Below are 19,796 nucleotides of genomic sequence, written 5' to 3' on the forward strand. Positions count from 1 at the left end.
GGGCAGGGCTTCAGCTGAGGCTTATTCCTTGCCGCAGCACTGCTTGTACTTCTTGCCGCTGCCGCAGGGGCAGGGATCGTTGCGGCCCACCTTGTCGCCGTCGCGGCGCTGGGTGGCCGGGTTGCGCTTGGCCAGCCAGAAGCGGTGGATTTCGGCCACGGCCAGGGGCAGATCGTCCTGGCACTGCTTTTCCATGTCGGCCTTTTCCTTGCCGTCGGGCCATTCCTCGCCGTGCTCCTTGGCGGCGGCCTCGGCTTCGCCGGTCAGCACCATGAAGGGGAACAGGCGCTCGTCCAGCCATTCCAGTTCCTCTTCGTCGGCGATGGCGTCGAACCAGTCTTCCGGCGCCGCATCCACGCCCAGCAGGTAGGCGGAACACCAGGGGGCGAAATCGCTGGGGGCGTCGTCCCCTTCCTCCTGGCCGTAGAGCAGCAGCACGGGGGGCTCGCCAGAGTTGAGCAGCTCGGCCTGGCCGGCGGCAAAGCGGCGCAGCAGGCCGGTCAGTTCCTGGCCGGCGGGGCTGGCGGCGGCTTCGTCGCTGCCCAGGACCTCGGCCAGCCATTCTTCTTCGGGCACCGGCACCGGGCCGCCCAGGGTGGCGCAGAGGTAGCCCTGGATTTCGTCCAGGCGCAGGGTGTCTTCCAGGGCCGGGTCGTCCAGCAGGACTTCCAGACGGTCCAGGTCGGCATCGTTGAGCGGGGTGGGGGGAGTGGTGGTCATGGTGAGGTCTCAGGGTTTGATTTCAGTGGAATCCGGGTGCAACAAATCGGTCGTGTGGGGCCTTGGCCGGGGCTGGTCCGCCGGCGGCGGTGTTGTGCGGCAGGGCGGAAAACCGGACATGTCGCCTGCCACGCCGAGGCGCTTCAGGCGGGGCGCCGCACTGCCGTTGCCTGAATGAAACTGTCGGCGGACGGCCAGTTTTTGCTGCTGCCCGGCCCGGTCCCGGTTTCTGCCGGTGAAAAAGGACCGGGGCATGATGGCGGGGTAGTTCGTCCGCCACAGGCAAAATGCTATTATACGCGCCCATGTATGTGGATTCCGGGGCGCCCGCAGTCTTTTCTGGCGCCCTTTTCGTTTCATTTGGATTAACGAGAAACGCGATCCGGGCTTTTCGGGGGAAAAACCAAGTTTTCTCCTCCGGCCGACCCGCCGCCTGACTGACCCGCCGATGCGCCTGACCAAGCTCAAACTTGCCGGCTTCAAATCCTTTGTCGATCCCACCATGGTGGCCCTGCCGGGGCAGCTGGTGGGCGTCGTCGGCCCCAACGGCTGCGGCAAGTCCAACATCATGGACGCGGTGCGCTGGGTGCTGGGGGAGTCCAAGGCCTCGGAGCTGCGCGGCGAGTCCATGCAGGACGTCATCTTCAACGGCTCCTCCAATCGCAAGCCGGTGTCCCGGGCCTCCGTCGAGCTGATCTTCGACAATTCCCTGGGCCGGGCCATGGGCCAGTGGAGCCAGTACGCCGAACTGTCGGTGAAGCGGGTGCTGACCCGTTCCGGCCAGTCCGACTACCTGATCAACAACATCAAGGTCCGCCGCAAGGACATCACCGACCTGTTCCTGGGCACCGGCCTGGGTCCCCGGGCCTACGCCATCATCGGCCAGGGCATGATCTCCCGCATCATCGAGGCCAAGCCCGACGAGCTGCGGGTGTTCCTGGAAGAGGCAGCCGGCGTCACCCGCTACAAGGAACGGCGGAAGGAAACCGAAGGTCGCCTGGCCGACACCCGGGAAAACCTGCTGCGGGTGGAGGACATCCGTCTCGAGCTGGCCGGCCAGATGGAGCGCCTGGAAGCCCAGGCCGCCGTGGCCCGCCAGTACCACCAGCTGAACGACGAACTGACCCTGAAGCAGCAGGTGCTGTGGGTGCTGCGGCGCAACGAGGCCAAGGCCGAGCAGCAGCGCTTCGCCATGGAAATCGAGCGGGCCGGTACCGATCTGGAAGGCCAGACCGCCGCCCTGCGCGACATCGAGGCCCAGCTGGAAGCCTCCCGGGAAGCCCATTTCGCCGCCAGCGACGGCGTGCACCAGGCCCAGAGCGACCTCTTCGCTGTCAATGCAGACGTGGCCCGGCTGGAAACGGAAATCCGCCACCAGCGCGAATCCGGCGTGCAGCTGGAATCCCGCCTGGCCCAGTTGGAAGGCGAGCAGCAGCACTGGCAGGAACAGGCCGAGCGCCTGGACATGGACGAGGAACGCTGGCGCGAACTGCAACTGGTGGCCGAAGGCCGCCAGGAACAGGCCCAGATGAAGCTGGAGGCCCGCCAGGAGCGCCTGCCCATGGCCGAGGAGGCCCAGGCGGCGGCCCAGGAGGCCCTCAACCAGCAGCGGGCCGAGATGGCCAAGGTGGAGCAGGCCCTGCAGGTGGAACAGACCCACCGCAGCCATGCCGAGCGCACCCTGCAGAGCATCGCCCAGCGCCGCGATCGCATGGAGCAGGAGCGGGAAAGCCTGGCCGATCCGGATACCAGCGAGCTGGACCTGAAGACCGAGGAACTTGCCGAACAGCAGGAGCGCCTGATTGTCCTGCAGGACAAGCTGGGCGCCGCCCAGGGCGAACTGCCCCAGCTCGAGGCCCGTCGCCGCGAATTGCTGGAGGAAGTGCAGGCGGCCGTGAAGGATGTGGCCGACGTGCGCGCCCGCCGCGCCGCCCTGGAACAGTTGCAGGAGCGGGTCCAGTCCGGCGGCAAGGTGGGTGAATGGCTGCGCCGTCACGGCCTGGAAAGCCGCACCCCCCTGTGGAAGCGCCTGGAAGTGGACGCGGGCTGGGAAGACGCGGTGGAAGCCGTGCTGCGCGAACGCCTCAACGCCGTTTCCCTGGAAGACCCGGCGGCCCTGGCCGCCCTGGTGGACGACAAGCCGGCGGGCAAGCTGACCCTGCTCCTCTCCGGCGCCGCCGAAGCCCCGGCCGGCGGCCTGCTGGGCCGCATCCGCTGCCATGAGCCGGCCCTGGCCGGCGTCCTGGCCGACTGGCTGCACGGCATCGATTGCGTGGACAGTATGGAGGCGGCCCTGCAGCGGCGCGCCAGCCTGGCCTCCGGCCAGCTGCTGGTGACCCGGGAAGGCCATCTGCTGAGCCGCCACAGCCTGACCCTGTTCGCCCCCGACTCGGCCGAACACGGCCTGCTGGAACGCCAGCGGGAAATCGAGGCCCTCGCCGCCGCCCTGGACGACAAGCAGCTGGCGGTGGAAACCGCCCAGGCCCGCCTGGCCGAAGTGGAAGAACGCATCGCCGCCGGCCAGAGCGACAGCCAGAACCTGCGCCGCCGCACCCAGGAACAGCAGGACCGCATCCACACCCTGCAGATGGAAGTGATGCGGCAGAACCAGATTCTCGAGCGCATCCGGGAGCGCCACGCCCAGATCGAACAGGCCGCGGCCGAACTGGCGGCGGAAGAGGAAGTGGAGCAGGAGCGCCTCTTCATCGCCGACGAGGCCATCGCCCAGCAGCGGGAAAACCTGGACGCCCTCCATGCCCGCTTCGCCGGCGTGCGGGCCCGCCTGGAAGAGGCGGACCGGGCCCTGCGCGAGGAACGGGAAGCCCTGGCCAACGTGGAGCGGGAACACCGGGAAGCCCAGTTCTCCCTGCGCGAGGCCGAAGGCAAGCTGGCCGAAGTGGCCAACAACCGGGTCATGTCCCAGCGCCAGCTGCAGCGCATCGCCGACGACCTGGCCCAGTGCCGCCAGACCCGGGAAAACCTCCAGGTCGAGATTCTCGAACCCAAGCTGCAGGAAGCCCTGGAACAGCGCGTGTTGCGCGAGCAGGCCCTGGCGGCCCAGCGGGAGGCCATGGAAAACGCCACCCAGGCCCTGCGCCAGCTGGAAGAGCAGCGCCTGAAGATCGAGCAGGGCCTCAATCCCATGCGCGACCGGGTCGGCGAACTGCGCCTCAAGGAACAGGCGGCGGCCCTCAATGTGGAACAGCTCACCGCCCAGCTGCTGGAAGCCGGCGCCAACGAGGAAGTCCTGGCGGAACAGGCCCAGGCCTTCGCCGGCACCAAGGCCAGCAGCCTGCAAAGCTCCATCGGCAGCCTGCAGAAGGCCATCCTGGAACTGGGGGCGGTGAACCTGGCGGCCCTGGAGGAACTGGAATCGGCGACCCAGCGCAAGCAGTTCCTCGACGACCAGGCGGAAGACCTGAACACCGCCATGGAAACCCTGGAAAACGCCATCCGCCGCATCGACAAGGAAACCCGGGACCTGCTGCAGGCCACCTACGACACGGTGAACCGGCACTTCGGCGAACTGTTCCCGACTCTCTTCGGCGGCGGCGAGGCCCGGCTGGTGATGACCGGCGACGAGATCCTCGATGCCGGCGTGCAGATCACCGCCCAGCCCCCGGGTAAGAAGAACGCCACCATCCATCTGCTCTCCGGCGGCGAGAAGGCCCTCACTGCCATCGCCCTGGTGTTCGCCATGTTCCAGCTCAACCCGGCGCCCTTCTGTCTGCTCGACGAAGTGGATGCGCCCCTGGACGATTCCAATACCGAGCGCTTTGCCGAGATGGTCAAGCGCATGTCTGCCAATACCCAGTTTTTGTTCATCAGCCACAACAAGATCGCCATGGAAATGGCCCAGCAACTGGTGGGCGTGACCATGCAGGAATCCGGGGTGTCCCGGATCGTCGAGGTGGATATCGCCGAGGCCCTGCGCATGCGCGAACAGGTGGCCGCATGACCCCGATGGAAAAGGAAAAGCCATGACCGAATTGCACATTGGCCTGTTGGCTTTCGGCGGCGTCGCCGTGGTTGGCGTGCTGGCCTACAACAAGTGGCAGGAGCGCAAGCACCGCCAGGTGGCCGAGCAGATGCTGCGTCCCAGCGACGAGGACGTGCTGCTCGACGGCGAGGAGGATGCCGTGGAGGAAGAGGGCGAGGAGGAATACGCCGTCCTCATCCAGCGCGATGAAAACGGCGAGATCATCCGCGCGCCCCAGCTGGCCCAGCGCAAGGAGCCGGTGTTCGAGGCAGAGGCGGAGCCGGCCCCGGCCGCGCGCCAGGAACCGGTGTTCAGCTTCGACGACGAACCGGCCCCGGCGGCCGAGCCCGTTTATGCCGCCGAAGCACCCCGGACCGCCGCCAAGGCCACGCCCCAATCCGCCCTGGACTTCGATGCCGAGCCTGCCCTGGCGGTGAAGCCCGCTGCGCCTGCCTTCGCCGCGACACAGGCCCAGGGTGCTCTGTCCATCGACCCGATCGCCATGCCCCTGCGGGAAGCCGCGCCGGCCGTGGCTGCGCGGGCACCCGCCAGCGAGATGCCGGCCCCGGGCGAAGCCGAGGCCCCCCGCACCCTGATGGCGCCGGCCCTGCCCACCTTCCTGCTCTCTCCGGCCGCCGACTACATCGTGGCCCTGGAAACCGTGGATTTCATTCCCGCCGGCCAGTTCATGCAGTCCCAGCGGGAAGCCCTGCTGCGCATCGGCAAGCGGGTCACCTGGGTCGGCCTCAACGAAGGCAGCGGCGAGTGGGAAGTGATGGACGAGAACAGTCCCCAGGAATACCGCCGCCTGCGCATCGGCGTGCAGTTGGCGGACCGCCGCGGCGCCATTTCCGACGCCGAGCTGTCCATTTTTCACACCGCCATGCGCCAGCTGGCCGAGGAGTTCATGGCCGTGGCCGATCTGCCGACCCGCAAGTCGGCCCTGGAAGACGCCTACGAACTGGACCGCTTCTGCGCCGACGTGGATATCCAGATCGGCATCAACGTGGTGGCCGTGGGCCAGCTCTTCCCCGGCACCAAGATCCGCGCCCTGGCCGAAGCCGCCGGCATGGTGCTGGAAGCCGACGGTGCCTTCGTCCGCCGCGACGACGACGGCCGGGTGCTGTACACCCTCAGCCACCAGAGCCAGCAGCCCTTCACCGCCGAGGCCATGAAGACCCTCTCCTGCCACGGCCTGACCTTCCTCCTGGATGTGCCCCGGGTGCCCAACGGCGACCGGGTCTTCAACCAGATGGGCGACCTGGCCCGCCGCTTCGCCGATTCCCTGCACGGGGTGGTGGTGGACGACAACCGTCAGCCCCTGACCGAGGCCCTGCTGGAGCCCATCCGCAAGCAGGTGGCCCAGTACCAGGGCGCCATGGCCCAGCGCGGCCTGGTGGCCGGCGGTTCCCTCTCCCTGCGCCTGTTCGCCTGATGCCGGTGGGGGAAGTCGCCCGGGCCCGGGCCGCGGCCCTGCGGGCCGAGCTGGAAAGCCACAACCACGCCTATTACGTGCTCGATGCGCCGACGGTCCCGGATGCGGAATACGACCGCCTGTTCCGGGAACTGCAGGCCCTCGAAGCCGAGTATCCCGAGCTGCTCAGCGCCGATTCGCCGACCCAGCGGGTGGGCGGCAAGCCCCTGGACAGCTTCCCCAGCGTCAGCCATGCGGTGCCCATGCTCTCCATCCAGACCGAGACGGATACGGAGCCCCGCGGCGCCTTCAATTTCGACGCCCGGGTGCGCAAGGAACTGGAGCTGGAGGAGGGCGCGGCGCCGGTGGAATACGCCGCCGAGCTGAAGTTCGACGGCCTGGCGGTGAGCCTGCGCTACGAGCACGGCGTGCTCGTCCAGGGGGCCACCCGGGGCGACGGCGCCAGCGGCGAGGACGTCACCCAGAACCTGCGCACCGTGCGCTCCATCCCCCTGCGCCTGCAGGGCCCGGCGGCAAGCCTGCCGCCCCTGCTGGAAGTGCGGGGCGAGGTGTACATGCGCCGGGACGACCTGGCCCGCTACAACGAAAAGGCCCTGGCCCGGGGCGACAAGACCCTGGTCAATCCGCGCAACGGCGCCGCCGGCAGCATCCGCCAGCTGGACCCGGCTATCGCCGCCAGCCGCCCCCTCAATTTCTTCGCCTACGGCATCGGCGCCGTCTCCGGATGGACGCTGCCCGCCACCCATGCCGGCCTGCTCGACGCCCTGGCCGCCTTCGGCCTGCCCGTGTGCCAGCACCGGGACGTGGTGCGGGGCGCCGCGGGCCTGGCCGATTTCCACCGGCGCATGGGCGCCCTGCGGGACAGCCTGCCCTTCGACATCGACGGCGTGGTGTACAAGGTCAATTCCCTGGAACTGCAGGCCCGCCTCGGCTTCCGCTCCCGGGAACCGCGCTGGGCCGTGGCCCACAAGTATCCGGCCCAGGAGGCCCTGACCGTGGTCGAGGCCATCGACATCCAGGTCGGCCGCACCGGCGCCCTGACTCCCGTGGCCCGGCTGCAGCCGGTCTTCGTCGGCGGCGTCACGGTGACCAACGCCACCCTGCACAACGAGGACGAAATGGCCCGCAAGGGCGGGCTCTGCATCGGCGACACAGTCATCGTGCGCCGGGCCGGCGACGTCATCCCCGAAGTGGTGGGGGTGGTGGCCGAGCGCCGTCCCGCCGGCGCCACGCCCTTCCAGATGCCCCGCAGCTGCCCGGTGTGCGGCTCCCATGTGGTGAAGGAGGAGGGCGAGGCCGTGGCCCGCTGTTCCGGCGGCTTCGCCTGCCGGGCCCAGCGCATCCAGGCCATTCTGCACTTCGCCGGGCGCCGCATGATGGACATCGAGGGCCTGGGGGAGCGCTATGTGGAACGGCTGGTGGAGTTCGACCTGATCCACGGCGTCGCCGACCTCTACCGCCTGACCCTGGCCGACCTGCTGGAAATGAAGCGCCTCGCCGACGAGCGGGATGGCGTCACGCCGGAGACGGTGAAGCAGGGCCAGATCGCCACCCGCTGGGCGGAGAACCTGCTGGCCGGCATCGCCGCCAGCAAGACGCCGCCCCTGGCCCGGCTGCTGTTCGCCCTGGGCATTCGCCACGTCGGCGAATCCACGGCCAAGACCCTGGCCGACTGGCTCGGCTCCCTGGCCGTGGTGCGCCGGGCTCCGGCGCCCCTGCTGGCGGCCCTGCCGGATATCGGCGCCACCGTGGCCACGGCCATTGCCGACTTTTTCGCCGAACCCCACAATGCCGCCGCCGTGGATGCCCTGCTGGCGGCCGGTGTGGCGCCGGCCGACGAACATGCCCCCAGCCCCGAGCTGGGCGGCCGCCTGGGCTGGAGCGAACTCTACGCAGCCCTCGGCATTCCCCGCCTGACGCCGGTGCGGGCGCGCCAGCTGGCCGACCTGGTGCCTGAAGGCGAGGGACTGGCTGCCCTGGCACCCGGCTGCCTGGAACTGGCGGCCCTGCCCGCCGAGGTGGCGACCGCGGTGCTGGCCTGGCTGGAGGAGGAGGGCAACCGCGCCCGCCTGACGGCCCTGGCGGTCCTGCGGCGGGAACTGCTGGCAGCCCTGCCGGCCCAGGCCCTGGGGCCCCGGCCCCTGGCGGGCATGACCTTCGTCCTCACCGGCACCCTGCCGACCCTGAAGCGGGACGAGGCCAAGGCCCGCATCGAGGCCCAGGGCGGCAAGGTCAGCGGCTCGGTGTCGAAGAAGACCGATTATGTGGTGGCCGGCGAGGAAGCCGGCTCCAAGCTGGAAAATGCCTTGAAACTGGGGGTGCCCGTGCTCGACGAGACGGCCCTCCTGAATCTGCTGAATGAGGAAAAATCCAATGAAAAAAGTGCGTAAGGCCGTCTTTCCCGTGGCCGGCCTGGGAACCCGCTTCCTGCCGGCGACCAAGGCCAGTCCCAAGGAAATGCTGCCCATCGTGGACAAGCCCCTGATCCAGTACGCGGTGGAAGAGGCCTGTGCCGCCGGCATCACCGACATGATCTTCGTCACCGGCCGCAGCAAGAGGGCCATCGAGGACCATTTCGACAAGGCCTACGAACTGGAGAAAGAACTGGCCGAGCGGGGCAAGACCGAAATGCTCAAGTTCGTGCAGGACATGCTGCCCAAGTCCATGAACTGCATCTACATCCGCCAGCCCGAGGCCCTGGGCCTGGGCCATGCCGTGCTGTGCGCGGCGCCGGTGGTGCAGGACGAGCCCTTCGCCGTGATCCTGGCCGACGACTTGCTGGACGGCGAGACGCCGGTGATGAAGCAGATGGTGGACACCTACGACTACTACCATTGCTCCGTGCTGGGGGTGCAGGACGTGCCCCGGGCCGACACCAAGAGCTACGGCATCGTGGACGCCAAGCCGGTGGCCGAGCGCCTGGAGCAGATCGCCGCCATCGTCGAGAAGCCCAAGCCCGAGGAGGCTCCTTCCACCCTGGCGGTGGTCGGGCGCTACATCCTGACGCCGCGCATCTTCCACCACCTGGAGCGCATCGGCAAAGGCTCCGGCGGCGAAATCCAACTCACCGACGGCATCGCCTCCCTGCTCTCGGAAGAGCAGGTGCTGGCCTACCGTTATGCCGGCACCCGCTACGACTGCGGCTCCAAGCTGGGCTATCTGCAGGCCACGGTGGACCTGGGCCGGCGCCATCCCGAAGTGGGGGCCGCCTTCGGCGCCTATCTCGATTCCCTGAAATAAGAAGGAGCAGCCCATGGCTACCCGTGAAGAAGCCCTGGCCCTGCTGGCCCGGGGAGAATTGGTCCATTCCGCCGAAACCGTGTCCGCCGCCGTGGACCGGGTGGCTGCGGAAATCACCGCCCGCCTGGGGGAGAGCAATCCCCTGATCCTCTGCGTCATGACCGGCGGCGTGGTCTTTGCCGGCCAGTTGATGGCCCGCCTGCCGTTCCCGGCGGACTTCGACTACCTGCATGCCACCCGCTACGGCCAGGATACGGCCGGCGGCGCCCTGTCCTGGCGCGCCGCGCCCTGGACCAGCGTCAAGGACCGCACCGTGCTGGTGGTGGACGACATCCTGGACGAAGGCGTGACCCTGGCGGCCATCAAGGACCGCCTGCTGCACCAGGGGGCCAAGGCCGTCTATCTGGCGGTGGCGACGGACAAGGAAAACGGCAAGAATAAGCCCGTGACCGCCGATTTCGCGGCCCTCAAGGTGCCCGACCGCTTCGTCTTCGGCTACGGCATGGATGCCTACGGCGCCTGGCGCAACCTGCCGGCCATCTACGCCCTCAAGGACGAGTAATCCCGGCGGCGGCCTTCGCCGCCACCGGCCAATCTTCGGAGTTTTCCCGCAATGCTTGCAATCATCGGCGGCAGTGGCCTGACCCAGCTGGCCAACCTGGATATTTCCCACCGGGAAATCGTCCGCACCCCCTACGGCGAGCCCTCCGGGCCCGTCACCTTCGGCAATATCTGCGGCCAGCCCGCCATGTTCGTCGCCCGCCACGGCTACGGCCACACCATTCCGCCCCATGAGGTGAATTACCGCGCCAACCTGTGGGCTCTGTGGTCGAAGAAGGCCACGGCCATCGTCTCCGTGGCTTCCGTCGGCGGCATCCGCGGCGACCTGGCTCCCGGCGACATCGTCGTGCCGCACCAGATCATCGACTACACCTGGGGCCGCCGTTCCACCTTCCACGAAGGCGACGGCTGCACCGTGACCCATGTGGATTTCACCCATCCCTACGACGAGCTGCTGCGCAACCAGATTCTCACCGCCGCCTCCATGATCGGCGAGGAGGTGCGCATGGGCGGCGTCTATGCTGCCACCCAGGGGCCGCGCCTGGAGACGGCCGCCGAAATCAACCGCATGGAGCGGGACGGTGCCGACCTGGTGGGCATGACCGGCATGCCCGAAGCGGTGCTGGCCCGGGAGCTGGATCTGCCCTATGCCGCCATCAACGTGGTGGCCAACTACGCCGCCGGCCGCGGCGAGAGCCGGGACGGCATCCACTTCGAGTCCATCGAGGACGTGCTGCAGAACGCCATGGGGCGGGTGCGGGGCATCATCGAGCAGCTGGTCGCCAACCACGGCGCCCGGGACTGACCATGGCCGCCGGCGTCGCCCGTCCCGTCCTGCGCATGGGCCATCCGGTGCTGCGGCAGCGGGCCCGGGAAATCACCGAGTTCGGCACTCCGGCCCTGGCCGCCCTGATTGCGGACATGGAAGCGACCATGGTGGCGGAGGGCGGCGTCGGCCTGGCGGCACCCCAGATCGGCGTGGACCTGCGCCTGGTGGTGTTCGGCTTCGACAGCAGCGAGCGCTATCCGGAGGCTCCGGCCATTCCCTTCACGGTGCTGCTCAATCCGCAGCTGGAGCCCCTCGGCAGCGAGGAGGAAGAGGGCTGGGAAGGCTGTCTCTCCCTGCCCGGCATGCGCGGCTGGGTGCCCCGCTGGAAGCGCCTGCGCTATAGCGGCTTCACCCCCGGGGGAGAGCCCCTGGAGCGGGTGGTGGAAGGTTTCCACGCCCGGGTGGTGCAGCACGAGTGTGACCATCTGGACGGCCTGCTCTATCCGGCCCGCATCCGGGACTTTTCCCGCTTCGGCTTCATCGAGGAGTTGTTTCCCGAGGGCCCCGGCACGGGGGCGGAGGATTAAAAAAAGGAGGCCTCGGCCTCCTTTTTTCTTGGCGCAGTCCACCGCCTGGATTCTGCCCTAGACCTGCAGCATTTCCAGCAATTCCGTTTCCAGACGGATGCGCTTGCTGCTCTGGTCCAGGTCGCCGCCGGAAACGAGGAAGGTGTCCTCGGCCCGTTCGCCCAGGGTGGCGATTTTCGCCGTCTGCAGCCCGGCGCCGTGTCGGGCCAGGGTCTGGGCAACGGAAAAGAGCAGGCCGGGACGGTCGGCGGCGACGATGGAGAGGACGCAGTGGCCCCGGTCGTCGGGCAGCAGGCTGACCTGGGGCGCGATGGGGAAGTGCCGCACCTGGCGGGACAGGCGGCCGGTGGGCGGTGCCTCCGGCGGCCCCGGGTGGAGCAGGGCCTCGGTCAGTTCGTGTTCCACATAGCTGGCCATTTCCCGAGGAATCTCCCGGTTGGAGACATCGAGCAGGATGAAGCTGTCCAGGGCGTAGCCGTGGCGGGTGGTGTGGATCTTGGCATCGACGATGTTGAAGCCGGCGCGGCCGAAGAAGCCGCAGAGGCGGGCGAAGAGGTCCGGCTGATCCCGGGTGTAGACCATCACCTGCAGGGTCTCGGTGGCCTCGCTGCAGTCCTGGATCTGGCGCAGGCGGGCCTTCACCAGGGGCTCGTCGTGGTGGATGCGGTAGTGCAGGCAGCGGGTGTGCCAGGCGATTTCCTCGGCCGAGTGGCGCAGGAAATAGACCGTGTCCAGCTGCTTCCACAGGCCCTGGTGCACCGTGTCGGAGAGGGCGAAGTAGCGCAGCAGGCGCAGGGCCTCCTCCTGGCGCTCCTCGATGACGCCGTGGGGTTCGGGCGTGACGCCCTTTTCCAGCAGGCGCAGGGTCATGCCGTAGAGGTCCTCCAGCAGCTTGCCCTTCCAGGCGTTCCACACCTTGGGGCTGGTGCCCCGGATGTCGGCCACGGTGAGCAGGTAGAGGGCGGTGAGATGGCGTTCGTCCCTGACCCGGGCGGCAAAGGCGGCCACCACTTCGGGATCGGTGATGTCCTCCTTCTGGGCCACCTGGGACATGACCAGGTGCTGGCCCACCAGCCATTCCACCAGCTCCGTGTCTTCCGGCGCCAGGCCGTGGTTTTCACAGAAGGCGCGGGCGTCGGCCATGCCCAGGCTGGAGTGGTCGCCGCCCCGGCCCTTGGCGATGTCGTGGAACAGGGTGGCGATGTAGAGCAGCCAGGGGCGGTCGAAGCCGGCCACCAGGCGGGAGCAGAGGGGGTATTCGTGGGCGAATTCCTCCATGGTGAAGCGGCGCATGTTGCGCATCACCTGGAGGATGTGCTGGTCCACCGTGTAGGCATGGAACAGGTCGTGCTGCATCTGGCCCACCACGGCGCCGAAGGCCGGGATGTAACGGCCCAGGATGCCGTACTGGTTCATGCGGCGGAATTCGTGGACGATGCCCTGCTTCTGCTGGAAAAGCTTGAGGAAGCAGGCCCGGTTGGCCGGATCGGCGCGGAATTCGTCGTTGATGAGCAGGCGGGCCCGCCACAGGGCGCGCAGGGTGCGGGCGGTCATGCCCTTCAGGTCCGGGTTCTGTTGCAGCAGGAGAAAGGCTTCCAGCAGGGCGCCGGGACGGCGCTGGAAGACTTCTTCGTCGCTGACGTCGAGCAGGCCGTTGGCCTTCTGGAAATCGGCGTCGATGGCTTCGGGGGCCCGTTCCTGGGCCGGGAAGATGGCGGCCCCGATGTTCTGCATGAGGATGATGTTGAGCTGGGTCACCAGCTTGGCATTGCGGTAGTAACGCTGCATCAGCTGTTCGCTGGAGCGGCGGGTGGGCGTGGCTTCGATGCCCATGTCCGCCGCCATGGGCGTCTGCACGTCGAACAGCAGCCGGTCCTCGCGCCGGCCGGTGAGCAGGTGCAGCCTGACCCGCAGGGTCTCCAGCAGGCCCTGGGCCTCGATCAGGGCCTGGGTTTCCTCGGCGGTGATGAAACCGCCCCGTTCCAGATCCTGCCAGGTTCGGCCCAGGCCGGCCGCCTGGGCCACCCACAGCACCACCTGGAGGTCCCGCAGGCCGCCCGGGCTTTCCTTGAGGTTGGGCTCCAGGGCGTAGGGGGTTTCATGGAAACGGATGTAGCGCTCATCCTGCTCCAGCTTCTTGGCCTTGAAGAAGGTCTGGGGGTCCAGGGTGGCCGCCAGTCCCTGCTGGAAGCGGCTGAAGAGGGCCTGGTCGCCGCTCAGCAGGCGGGCTTCGATGAGGGCCGTCTGCACCGTGATGTCGCCGGCAGCTTCCTGCAGGCATTCTTCCAGGGTGCGGACACTGTGGCCGATTTCCAGACCGATGTCCCAGAACAGGCCCACCAGCTGTTCCAGCTTGCCCTTCAGGGCCTCGTCGGGCTCCTCCGGCAACAGCAGCAGCAGGTCGATGTCGGAGGCCGGATACAGCTCGCCGCGGCCGTAGCCGCCCACGGCCACCAGGGCCAGGGAGGAGGGGAACTGCTGGTCCTGCCAGATTTGCACCAGCAGTTTGTCGATGTTGCTGCAGCGTTGCCGCAGCAGGGCAGCGGCGTCGCCTTGGGACTGGTAGTCCGACTTCAGCGCCTGCTGCCCTTCCTGCAGCATGGCTTTGTAATGGGCCAGGGGATGGGGAGCGGGGGCGCTGCTGGGCATGGGCTTCAGATCCAGTCGGGTTTGGGGCGGCTGCCGGCGGAGACGGTCAGGGCTTCGTAGCCGGTTTCGGTGACCAGGATGGTGTGTTCCCACTGGGCGGAAAGGCTGCGGTCCTTGGTGACGATGGTCCAGCCGTCGCCCATTTCCTTGATGGCGGCCTTGCCGGCGTTGATCATGGGTTCCACGGTGAAGATCATGCCGGGCTTCAGTTCGATGCCGGTGCCGGCCTTGCCGTAGTGCAGGACCTGGGGGTCTTCGTGGAACTTGCGGCCGATGCCGTGGCCGCAGAATTCCCGGACCACGGAAAAACCGGCATTTTCCGCATATTTCTGGATGGCGGCGCCGATGTCGCCCAGGTGGGCGCCGGGCTTGATCTGGTTGATGCCGATCCACATGCAGTCGTGGGTGATCTCGCACAGGCGCTTGGCCAGGATGGAGCCTTCGCCGACCACGAACATGCGGCTGGTGTCGCCGTGGAAGCCGTCCTTGATGACAGTGATGTCCAGGTTGACGATGTCGCCGTTCTTCAGCGGCTTTTCCCCCGGGATGCCATGGCACACTTGGTGGTTGATGGAGGTGCAGATGGACTTGGGGTAGGGCGTGTAGCCCGGCGGGGCGTAGTTGAGGGGGGCGGGGATGCAGCCCTGCACATTGACCATGTAGTCGTGGCAGATGCGGTCCAGTTCGCCGGTGGTGACGCCGGGCTTCACATAGGGGGTGACGTGGTCGAGCACTTCCGCCGCCAGGCGGCAGGCGATACGCATTTTTTCGATTTCGTCGGCGGTTTTGATGATGACGCTCATTGCGGCTCTTTGTCTGATGCGGGTTGAAGGGCGAAGGATATAGAAGGCGCCACCCTTAGGCAATTTTGGCGGCCGGAGGTTCGCCTTGAGTAAAAAGCGATGAAATGCTAAAATCCTGCGGCTTTTCGGCTTCGGTCCATCGAAACCGGGAAGACGGGGCTGGCGAAACTGTTTTGCCAGGCCTGCATGTCATGGAACCGGGTGGTCCGGTTCCGGGCAAATTACTCACATCCGCCTCTATCTAGGGTGCCCGCTTTGCGGGTGGCAGTAGTGGCTTTTAAAGCTGTAATGCGGCGGATGGCGGTTCAACCCTTGAGGAGTTTTATATGTCCGCAACTATGCGTCAGATGCTGGAAGCCGGTGTTCACTTCGGCCACCAAACCCGTTTCTGGAACCCGAAGATGGCTCAGTACATCTTCGGTGCCCGCAACAAGATTCACATCGTCAACCTGGAAAAGACCCTGGCCAAGTACAACGAAGCCATGGCCTTCGTGAAGAAGCTGGCCGCCAACAAGGGCACCATCATGTTCGTCGGCACCAAGCGCCAGGCTCGCGAGATCATCGCCGAAGAAGCCCAGCGCGCCGGCACCCCCTATGTTGACCAGCGCTGGCTGGGCGGCATGCTGACCAACTTCAAGACCGTCAAGCAGTCCATCAAGCGTCTGCAGGACATGGAACAGTCCGTCGAGGACGGCTCCATCGAGCGTCTGGGCAAGAAGGAAGCCCTGATGCAGAAGCGCGAACTGGAAAAGCTGCAGAAGTCCATCGGCGGCATCAAGAACATGGCCGGCCTGCCCGACGCCCTGTTCGTGGTGGACGTGGGCTACCACAAGATCGCCATCACCGAAGCCAACAAGCTGGGCATCCCCGTGATCGCCGTGGTTGATACCAACCACTCCCCCGAAGGCGTGGATTACGTGATCCCCGGCAACGACGACTCCTCCCGCGCCATCCGCCTGTACGCCCGTGGCGTGGCCGATGCCATCCTGGAAGGCCGCAGCATGTCCCTGCAGGAAATCGTGGCTGCCACCGGCGGCGACGACGAGTTCGTTGAAGTGGAAGAAGCTGCCGAGTAATCGGTCCCTTCCGACGCCGCTTCCGAGCGGCGTTTCTGATTCGTTTATGTAAATCCGGAAGGGCGCCTGCGTGGCGCCCTTCCAGTAGCAACCGGAGAAAAAATATGGCGGCAATTACCGCAAGCATGGTGGCTGAACTGCGCGCAAAGACCGATGCGCCGATGATGGAATGCAAGAAGGCCCTGACCGAAGCCGACGGCGACATGGGCAAGGCCGAGGAAATCCTGCGCGTCAAGCTGGGCAACAAGGCTACCAAGGCCGCTGCCCGCGTGACCGCCGAAGGCGTGGTCGGCATCTACATTTCCGCTGACGCCAAGCTGGGCGCCATCGTCGAAGTGAACTGCGAAACCGACTTCGTGGCCAAGAACGACGACTTCCTGGAACTGGTGAAGAACGCCGCCGAACTGGTGGCCACCAAGAACCCGGCCGACGTGGAAGCCCTCTCCGCCCTGGAAGTGGGTGGTCAGAGCCTGGAATCCATCCGTGCCGCCCTGGTCGGCAAAATCGGTGAAAACATGTCCTTCCGCCGCTTCGTGCGCGTGGAAGCCCAGGGCAAGCTGGCCTCCTACATCCACGGCGGCGCCAAGATCGGCGTGCTGCTGGACCTGGTGGGCGGTGACGAACAGCTGGCCAAGGACATCGCCATGCACATCGCCGCTTCCAAGCCCAAGGCTCTGGATGCTTCCGGCGTTTCCCAGGAACTGATCGACACCGAGCGTCGCGTCGCCATCGAAAAGGCCCGTGCCGACAACAAGCCCGAAGCCATGCTGGAAAAGATTGCCGACGGCACCGTGCAGAAGTTCCTGAAGGAAGTGACCCTGCTGGCCCAGGTCTTCGTCAAGGCTGAAGACGGCAAGCAGACCATCGAACAGCTGCTGAAGGCCAAGGGTGCCTCCGTGGCCGCTTTCACCCTGTTCATCGTGGGCGAAGGCATCGAGAAGAAGGTCACCGACTTCGCTGCTGAAGTGGCTGCCCAGGCTGCCGCTGCTGCCCAGAAGTAATCTAGCAATCTAAGGATGCCCATGCCCGATACCACTCCCCAGCCGGCCTACAAGCGTATTCTCCTCAAACTCAGCGGCGAGGCCCTGATGGGCTCCGATGCCTACGGCATCAATCGCCAGACGATCTCCGAGATTGTCGCCGAGATCAAGGAAGTGGCTGAACTGGGGGTGGAAATCGGCGTGGTCATCGGCGGCGGCAACATCTTCCGCGGTGTTGCGCCTGCCGCCACCGGCATGGACCGGGCTACTGCCGACTACATGGGCATGCTGGCCACCGTCATGAACGGTCTGGCCCTGCAGGACGCCATGCGCATGGCCGGCCTCAACAGCCGGGTCCAGTCCGCCCTGGATATCGAGCAGGTGGTGGAACCCTACATCCGGGGCAAGGCCATCCGCTATCTGGAACAGGGCCGCATCGTCATTTTCGCTGCCGGCACCGGCAACCCCTTCTTCACCACCGATACCGCCGCCGCCCTGCGCGGTGCCGAAATCGGCGCCCAGATCGTGCTCAAGGCGACCAAGGTGGACGGCATCTACACTGCCGACCCGAAGAAGGACCCGTCCGCCACCCGTTACGACAAGATCAGTTTCGACGAAGCCATCGCCCGCAATCTGGCGGTCATGGATGCCACCGCATTCGCGCTGTGCCGCGACCAGAAACTGCCGATCAACGTGTTTTCCATCTTCAAGAGCGGCGCCCTGAAGCGGGTGGTGCTGGGTGAAGCGGAAGGCACGCTGGTCTACTGCTGAGGGGAACAGACCATGATTTCCGAAGTCAAGAAGAACACCGAAGCCAAGATGCAGAAGTCCATCGAGGCCTTGAAGAACGACCTCGCCAAGGTCCGCACCGGCCGTGCCCATACCGGCCTGCTGGATCACGTGCAGGTGGATTACTACGGCAGCATGGTGCCGGTTAACCAGGTGGCCAACATCACCCTGGTGGACGCCCGCACCATCGGCGTGCAGCCCTGGGAAAAGGGCATGGGCGCCAAGATTGAAAAGGCCATCCGCGATTCCGATCTGGGCCTCAATCCGGCCACCCAGGGCGACCTGATCCGCGTGCCGATGCCTCCCCTGACCGAAGAGCGCCGCCGCGACCTGACCAAGGTGGTCAAGGGCGAAGGCGAGAATGCCAAGGTGGCCGTGCGCAACCTGCGCCGGGATGCAAACAACAGCCTGAAGGAAGGCGTCAAGTCCAAGGAGATTTCCGAGGACGACGAGCGTCGTACCCAGGACGACATCCAGAAGCTCACCGACAAATACATTGCCGAAGTGGACAAGCTCGTCGCCCAGAAGGAAGCCGAGCTGATGGCGGTCTGACCGCCATCTTCCCCTTCCGGGAGATTTCACCGGATGTCCATTTTCAAAAGCTCCACCCGGGATATCCCCCGGGCGGCAGCGGTGCCCCGGCACATTGCCATCATCATGGATGGCAATGGCCGGTGGGCCAAAAAGCGTTTCCTCCCCCGTTTTGCCGGTCACACCAAAGGCGTCGAGTCTGTCCGGGACATGGTGCGGGCTTGCCTGGAAAAAGGGGTGGAATACCTGACCCTGTTCGCCTTCAGTTCCGAGAACTGGCGCCGTCCCCAGGATGAAGTCAGCCTGCTCATGCAGTTGTTCGTCAAGGCGCTGCAGCAGGAGGTGGAACGGCTGCACAGCAACGGTGTACGCCTGCGCATCGTGGGCGACCTGTCCCGTTTCGATCCCGCCTTGCAGCAACTCATCCGCCAGGGCGAGGAGCGCACTGCCGGCAACGAGCGCCTGACCCTGACCATTGCCGCCAACTACGGCGGTCGTTGGGACATCCTGCAGGCGGCCAACCGTCTGGCCCAGGCCTGTCCCGACAAGCTCGGACAGTGGCAGGAAGAGGACCTGGCGCCTTTCCTGGCCATGGCCTATGCCCCGGAGCCGGATCTGTTCATCCGCACCGGGGGGGAGCAGCGCATCAGCAATTTCCTGCTCTGGCAGCTGGCCTACTCGGAGTTCTATTTCACCGATACCCTCTGGCCCGAATTCGATACGGCCGCCCTGGAGGCTGCCATTGCTTCCTACCAGCAGCGGGAGCGCCGCTTCGGCCGTACCAGCGAGCAGCTCGCCACCGACACCAAGGGGAACTCCCATGCTTAAGGCCCGGGTCATCACCGCCATTTTCCTGCTGATCGGTTTCCTGGCCGCCTTGTTCCTGCTTTCGCCCCTGGGCTGGACCCTGCTGGCCACCGTTGTCGCCATGCTGGCGGCCTGGGAGTGGGGCGGCCTGATGCGTCTGGTCGGCATCCAGCGGATCGCGGTGGCCTTGCTCCTTGGTGTCCCTTGTACCACCTTGATGCTTGCCCAGCCGGAGGCGCTCGGTCTCTCCGGCAGCCTCGACAAGGGCGCCGCCCTGTCCCTGGCCTGGTGGTTCCTGCTGCCGGCCCTGGGTTTCTGGACCCTGCTGGTGCCCTTGTGGCTGGTGCGGCGCTTTCCCTTGTCGGGGACAGCGTTCGGCCTGCTGACCGGCGCCGTGGTGCTCTTGCCCACCTGGCTGGCCCTGGTCCTGCTGCGTCACCTGGGTCCTTGGGCCCTGCTCGGCATCATGGCTCTGGTCTGGATCGCTGATATTGCAGCCTACTTCACCGGCCGGGCCTTCGGCCGCCGCAAGCTGGCGCCCCAGATCAGCCCGGGAAAGACCTGGGAGGGGGCCTATGGCGCCGTAGCCGGCGTCCTGATCTACGGTCTGGCGGTCTATTTCCTTGCCGGTTCCGCGGTGATCTTGCCTGTGCTGCTCCTGATTCCCACCCTGCTGGTGCTGACCGCTGTCAGCATCATCGGCGACCTGTTCGAGTCCCTGCTCAAGCGCCAGGCCGGCATCAAGGACAGCAGCCAACTGTTGCCCGGCCATGGCGGCATTCTGGATCGCATCGACAGTCTCACTTCGACCCTGCCTTTGGTGACCCTGCTCTGGCTCGTTCTCTGATCCTTCCGTATTTTTTGCCGGAC

General features: G+C 66.5%; 16 protein-coding genes. 13 read left to right on the plus strand and 3 right to left on the minus strand.

All coding sequences use genetic code 11. The features are described from left to right. Positions 1-21 precede the first annotated feature (21 nt). Positions 22-720, minus strand: a complete 699-nt coding sequence (locus tag AC1RTA_RS01545) for a YecA/YgfB family protein (protein WP_014237735.1) — start codon at positions 718-720, stop codon at positions 22-24. A gap of 448 nt (positions 721-1,168) precedes the next feature. On the opposite strand from AC1RTA_RS01545, the gene smc reads away from it, so the two are divergent. The 7 genes from smc to def are packed head-to-tail and all read left to right on the plus strand — an operon-like array spanning position 1,169 to position 11,291. Next, the gene (smc, locus tag AC1RTA_RS01550) at positions 1,169-4,678 is read left to right on the plus strand and encodes a chromosome segregation protein SMC (RefSeq protein WP_492783790.1); all 3,510 of its coding nucleotides are present in this window, start codon (positions 1,169-1,171) and stop codon (positions 4,676-4,678) included. 22 nt (positions 4,679-4,700) lie between these two features. Beyond that, the gene (locus AC1RTA_RS01555; protein ID WP_492783791.1) at positions 4,701-6,134 is read left to right on the plus strand and encodes a cell division protein ZipA C-terminal FtsZ-binding domain-containing protein; all 1,434 of its coding nucleotides are present in this window, start codon (positions 4,701-4,703) and stop codon (positions 6,132-6,134) included. Next, complete coding sequence (ligA, locus tag AC1RTA_RS01560) at positions 6,134-8,524, plus strand: NAD-dependent DNA ligase LigA (RefSeq protein ID WP_492783792.1); 2,391 nt, start codon at positions 6,134-6,136, stop codon at positions 8,522-8,524. Before AC1RTA_RS01555 ends, ligA begins: the two co-directional genes overlap by 1 nt. Next, positions 8,508-9,374 carry a UTP--glucose-1-phosphate uridylyltransferase GalU gene (galU, locus tag AC1RTA_RS01565; protein ID WP_014237731.1) on the plus strand — a complete coding sequence of 289 codons (867 nt, stop codon included), beginning with the start codon at positions 8,508-8,510 and terminating at the stop codon, positions 9,372-9,374. Before ligA ends, galU begins: the two co-directional genes overlap by 17 nt. A gap of 13 nt (positions 9,375-9,387) precedes the next feature. Continuing rightward, on the plus strand, positions 9,388-9,936 hold the full coding sequence (locus AC1RTA_RS01570) for a hypoxanthine-guanine phosphoribosyltransferase (protein WP_014237730.1): 549 nt from the start codon (positions 9,388-9,390) through the stop codon (positions 9,934-9,936). Between the two features lie 51 nt (positions 9,937-9,987). Next, on the plus strand, positions 9,988-10,740 hold the full coding sequence (locus AC1RTA_RS01575) for an S-methyl-5'-thioinosine phosphorylase (RefSeq protein ID WP_014237729.1): 753 nt from the start codon (positions 9,988-9,990) through the stop codon (positions 10,738-10,740). Between the two features lie 2 nt (positions 10,741-10,742). Next, positions 10,743-11,291: a peptide deformylase gene (def, locus tag AC1RTA_RS01580; RefSeq protein WP_152089142.1), complete on the plus strand. Its 549-nt coding sequence runs from the start codon at positions 10,743-10,745 to the stop codon at positions 11,289-11,291. A gap of 57 nt (positions 11,292-11,348) precedes the next feature. Here def and AC1RTA_RS01585 read toward each other — a convergent pair whose 3' ends face one another. Both AC1RTA_RS01585 and map read right to left on the minus strand, forming a co-directional pair. Continuing rightward, the gene (locus AC1RTA_RS01585) at positions 11,349-13,940 is read right to left on the minus strand and encodes a [protein-PII] uridylyltransferase (protein ID WP_492783793.1); all 2,592 of its coding nucleotides are present in this window, start codon (positions 13,938-13,940) and stop codon (positions 11,349-11,351) included. Positions 13,941-13,945: 5 nt separating this feature from the next. Next, positions 13,946-14,743, minus strand: a complete 798-nt coding sequence (map, locus tag AC1RTA_RS01590) for a type I methionyl aminopeptidase (protein ID WP_014237726.1) — start codon at positions 14,741-14,743, stop codon at positions 13,946-13,948. Between the two features lie 326 nt (positions 14,744-15,069). On the opposite strand from map, the gene rpsB reads away from it, so the two are divergent. The 6 genes from rpsB (at position 15,070) to AC1RTA_RS01620 (ending at position 19,773) form a co-directional block, all read left to right on the plus strand. Continuing rightward, positions 15,070-15,819 carry a 30S ribosomal protein S2 gene (gene rpsB / locus AC1RTA_RS01595; protein WP_014237725.1) on the plus strand — a complete coding sequence of 250 codons (750 nt, stop codon included), beginning with the start codon at positions 15,070-15,072 and terminating at the stop codon, positions 15,817-15,819. A 104-nt stretch (positions 15,820-15,923) separates the two neighbouring features. Beyond that, positions 15,924-16,820: a translation elongation factor Ts gene (tsf, locus tag AC1RTA_RS01600; protein ID WP_014237724.1), complete on the plus strand. Its 897-nt coding sequence runs from the start codon at positions 15,924-15,926 to the stop codon at positions 16,818-16,820. Positions 16,821-16,841: 21 nt separating this feature from the next. Further along, a complete protein-coding gene (pyrH, locus tag AC1RTA_RS01605) occupies positions 16,842-17,570 on the plus strand; it encodes a UMP kinase (RefSeq protein ID WP_130458553.1) in 729 nt (242 codons plus the stop codon). 12 nt (positions 17,571-17,582) lie between these two features. Beyond that, positions 17,583-18,140 (plus strand): ribosome recycling factor, encoded by a 558-nt coding sequence (frr, locus tag AC1RTA_RS01610; RefSeq protein ID WP_014237722.1) that lies wholly within the window; start codon positions 17,583-17,585, stop codon positions 18,138-18,140. 33 nt (positions 18,141-18,173) lie between these two features. Beyond that, on the plus strand, positions 18,174-18,947 hold the full coding sequence (uppS, locus tag AC1RTA_RS01615; RefSeq protein ID WP_205230386.1) for a polyprenyl diphosphate synthase: 774 nt from the start codon (positions 18,174-18,176) through the stop codon (positions 18,945-18,947). Continuing rightward, positions 18,940-19,773 (plus strand): phosphatidate cytidylyltransferase, encoded by an 834-nt coding sequence (locus AC1RTA_RS01620; RefSeq protein ID WP_152089147.1) that lies wholly within the window; start codon positions 18,940-18,942, stop codon positions 19,771-19,773. Before uppS ends, AC1RTA_RS01620 begins: the two co-directional genes overlap by 8 nt. The last annotated feature ends 23 nt before the right edge of the window (positions 19,774-19,796 follow it).

It is taken from the genome of Azospira sp. MPR-E4 (assembly GCF_058809645.1).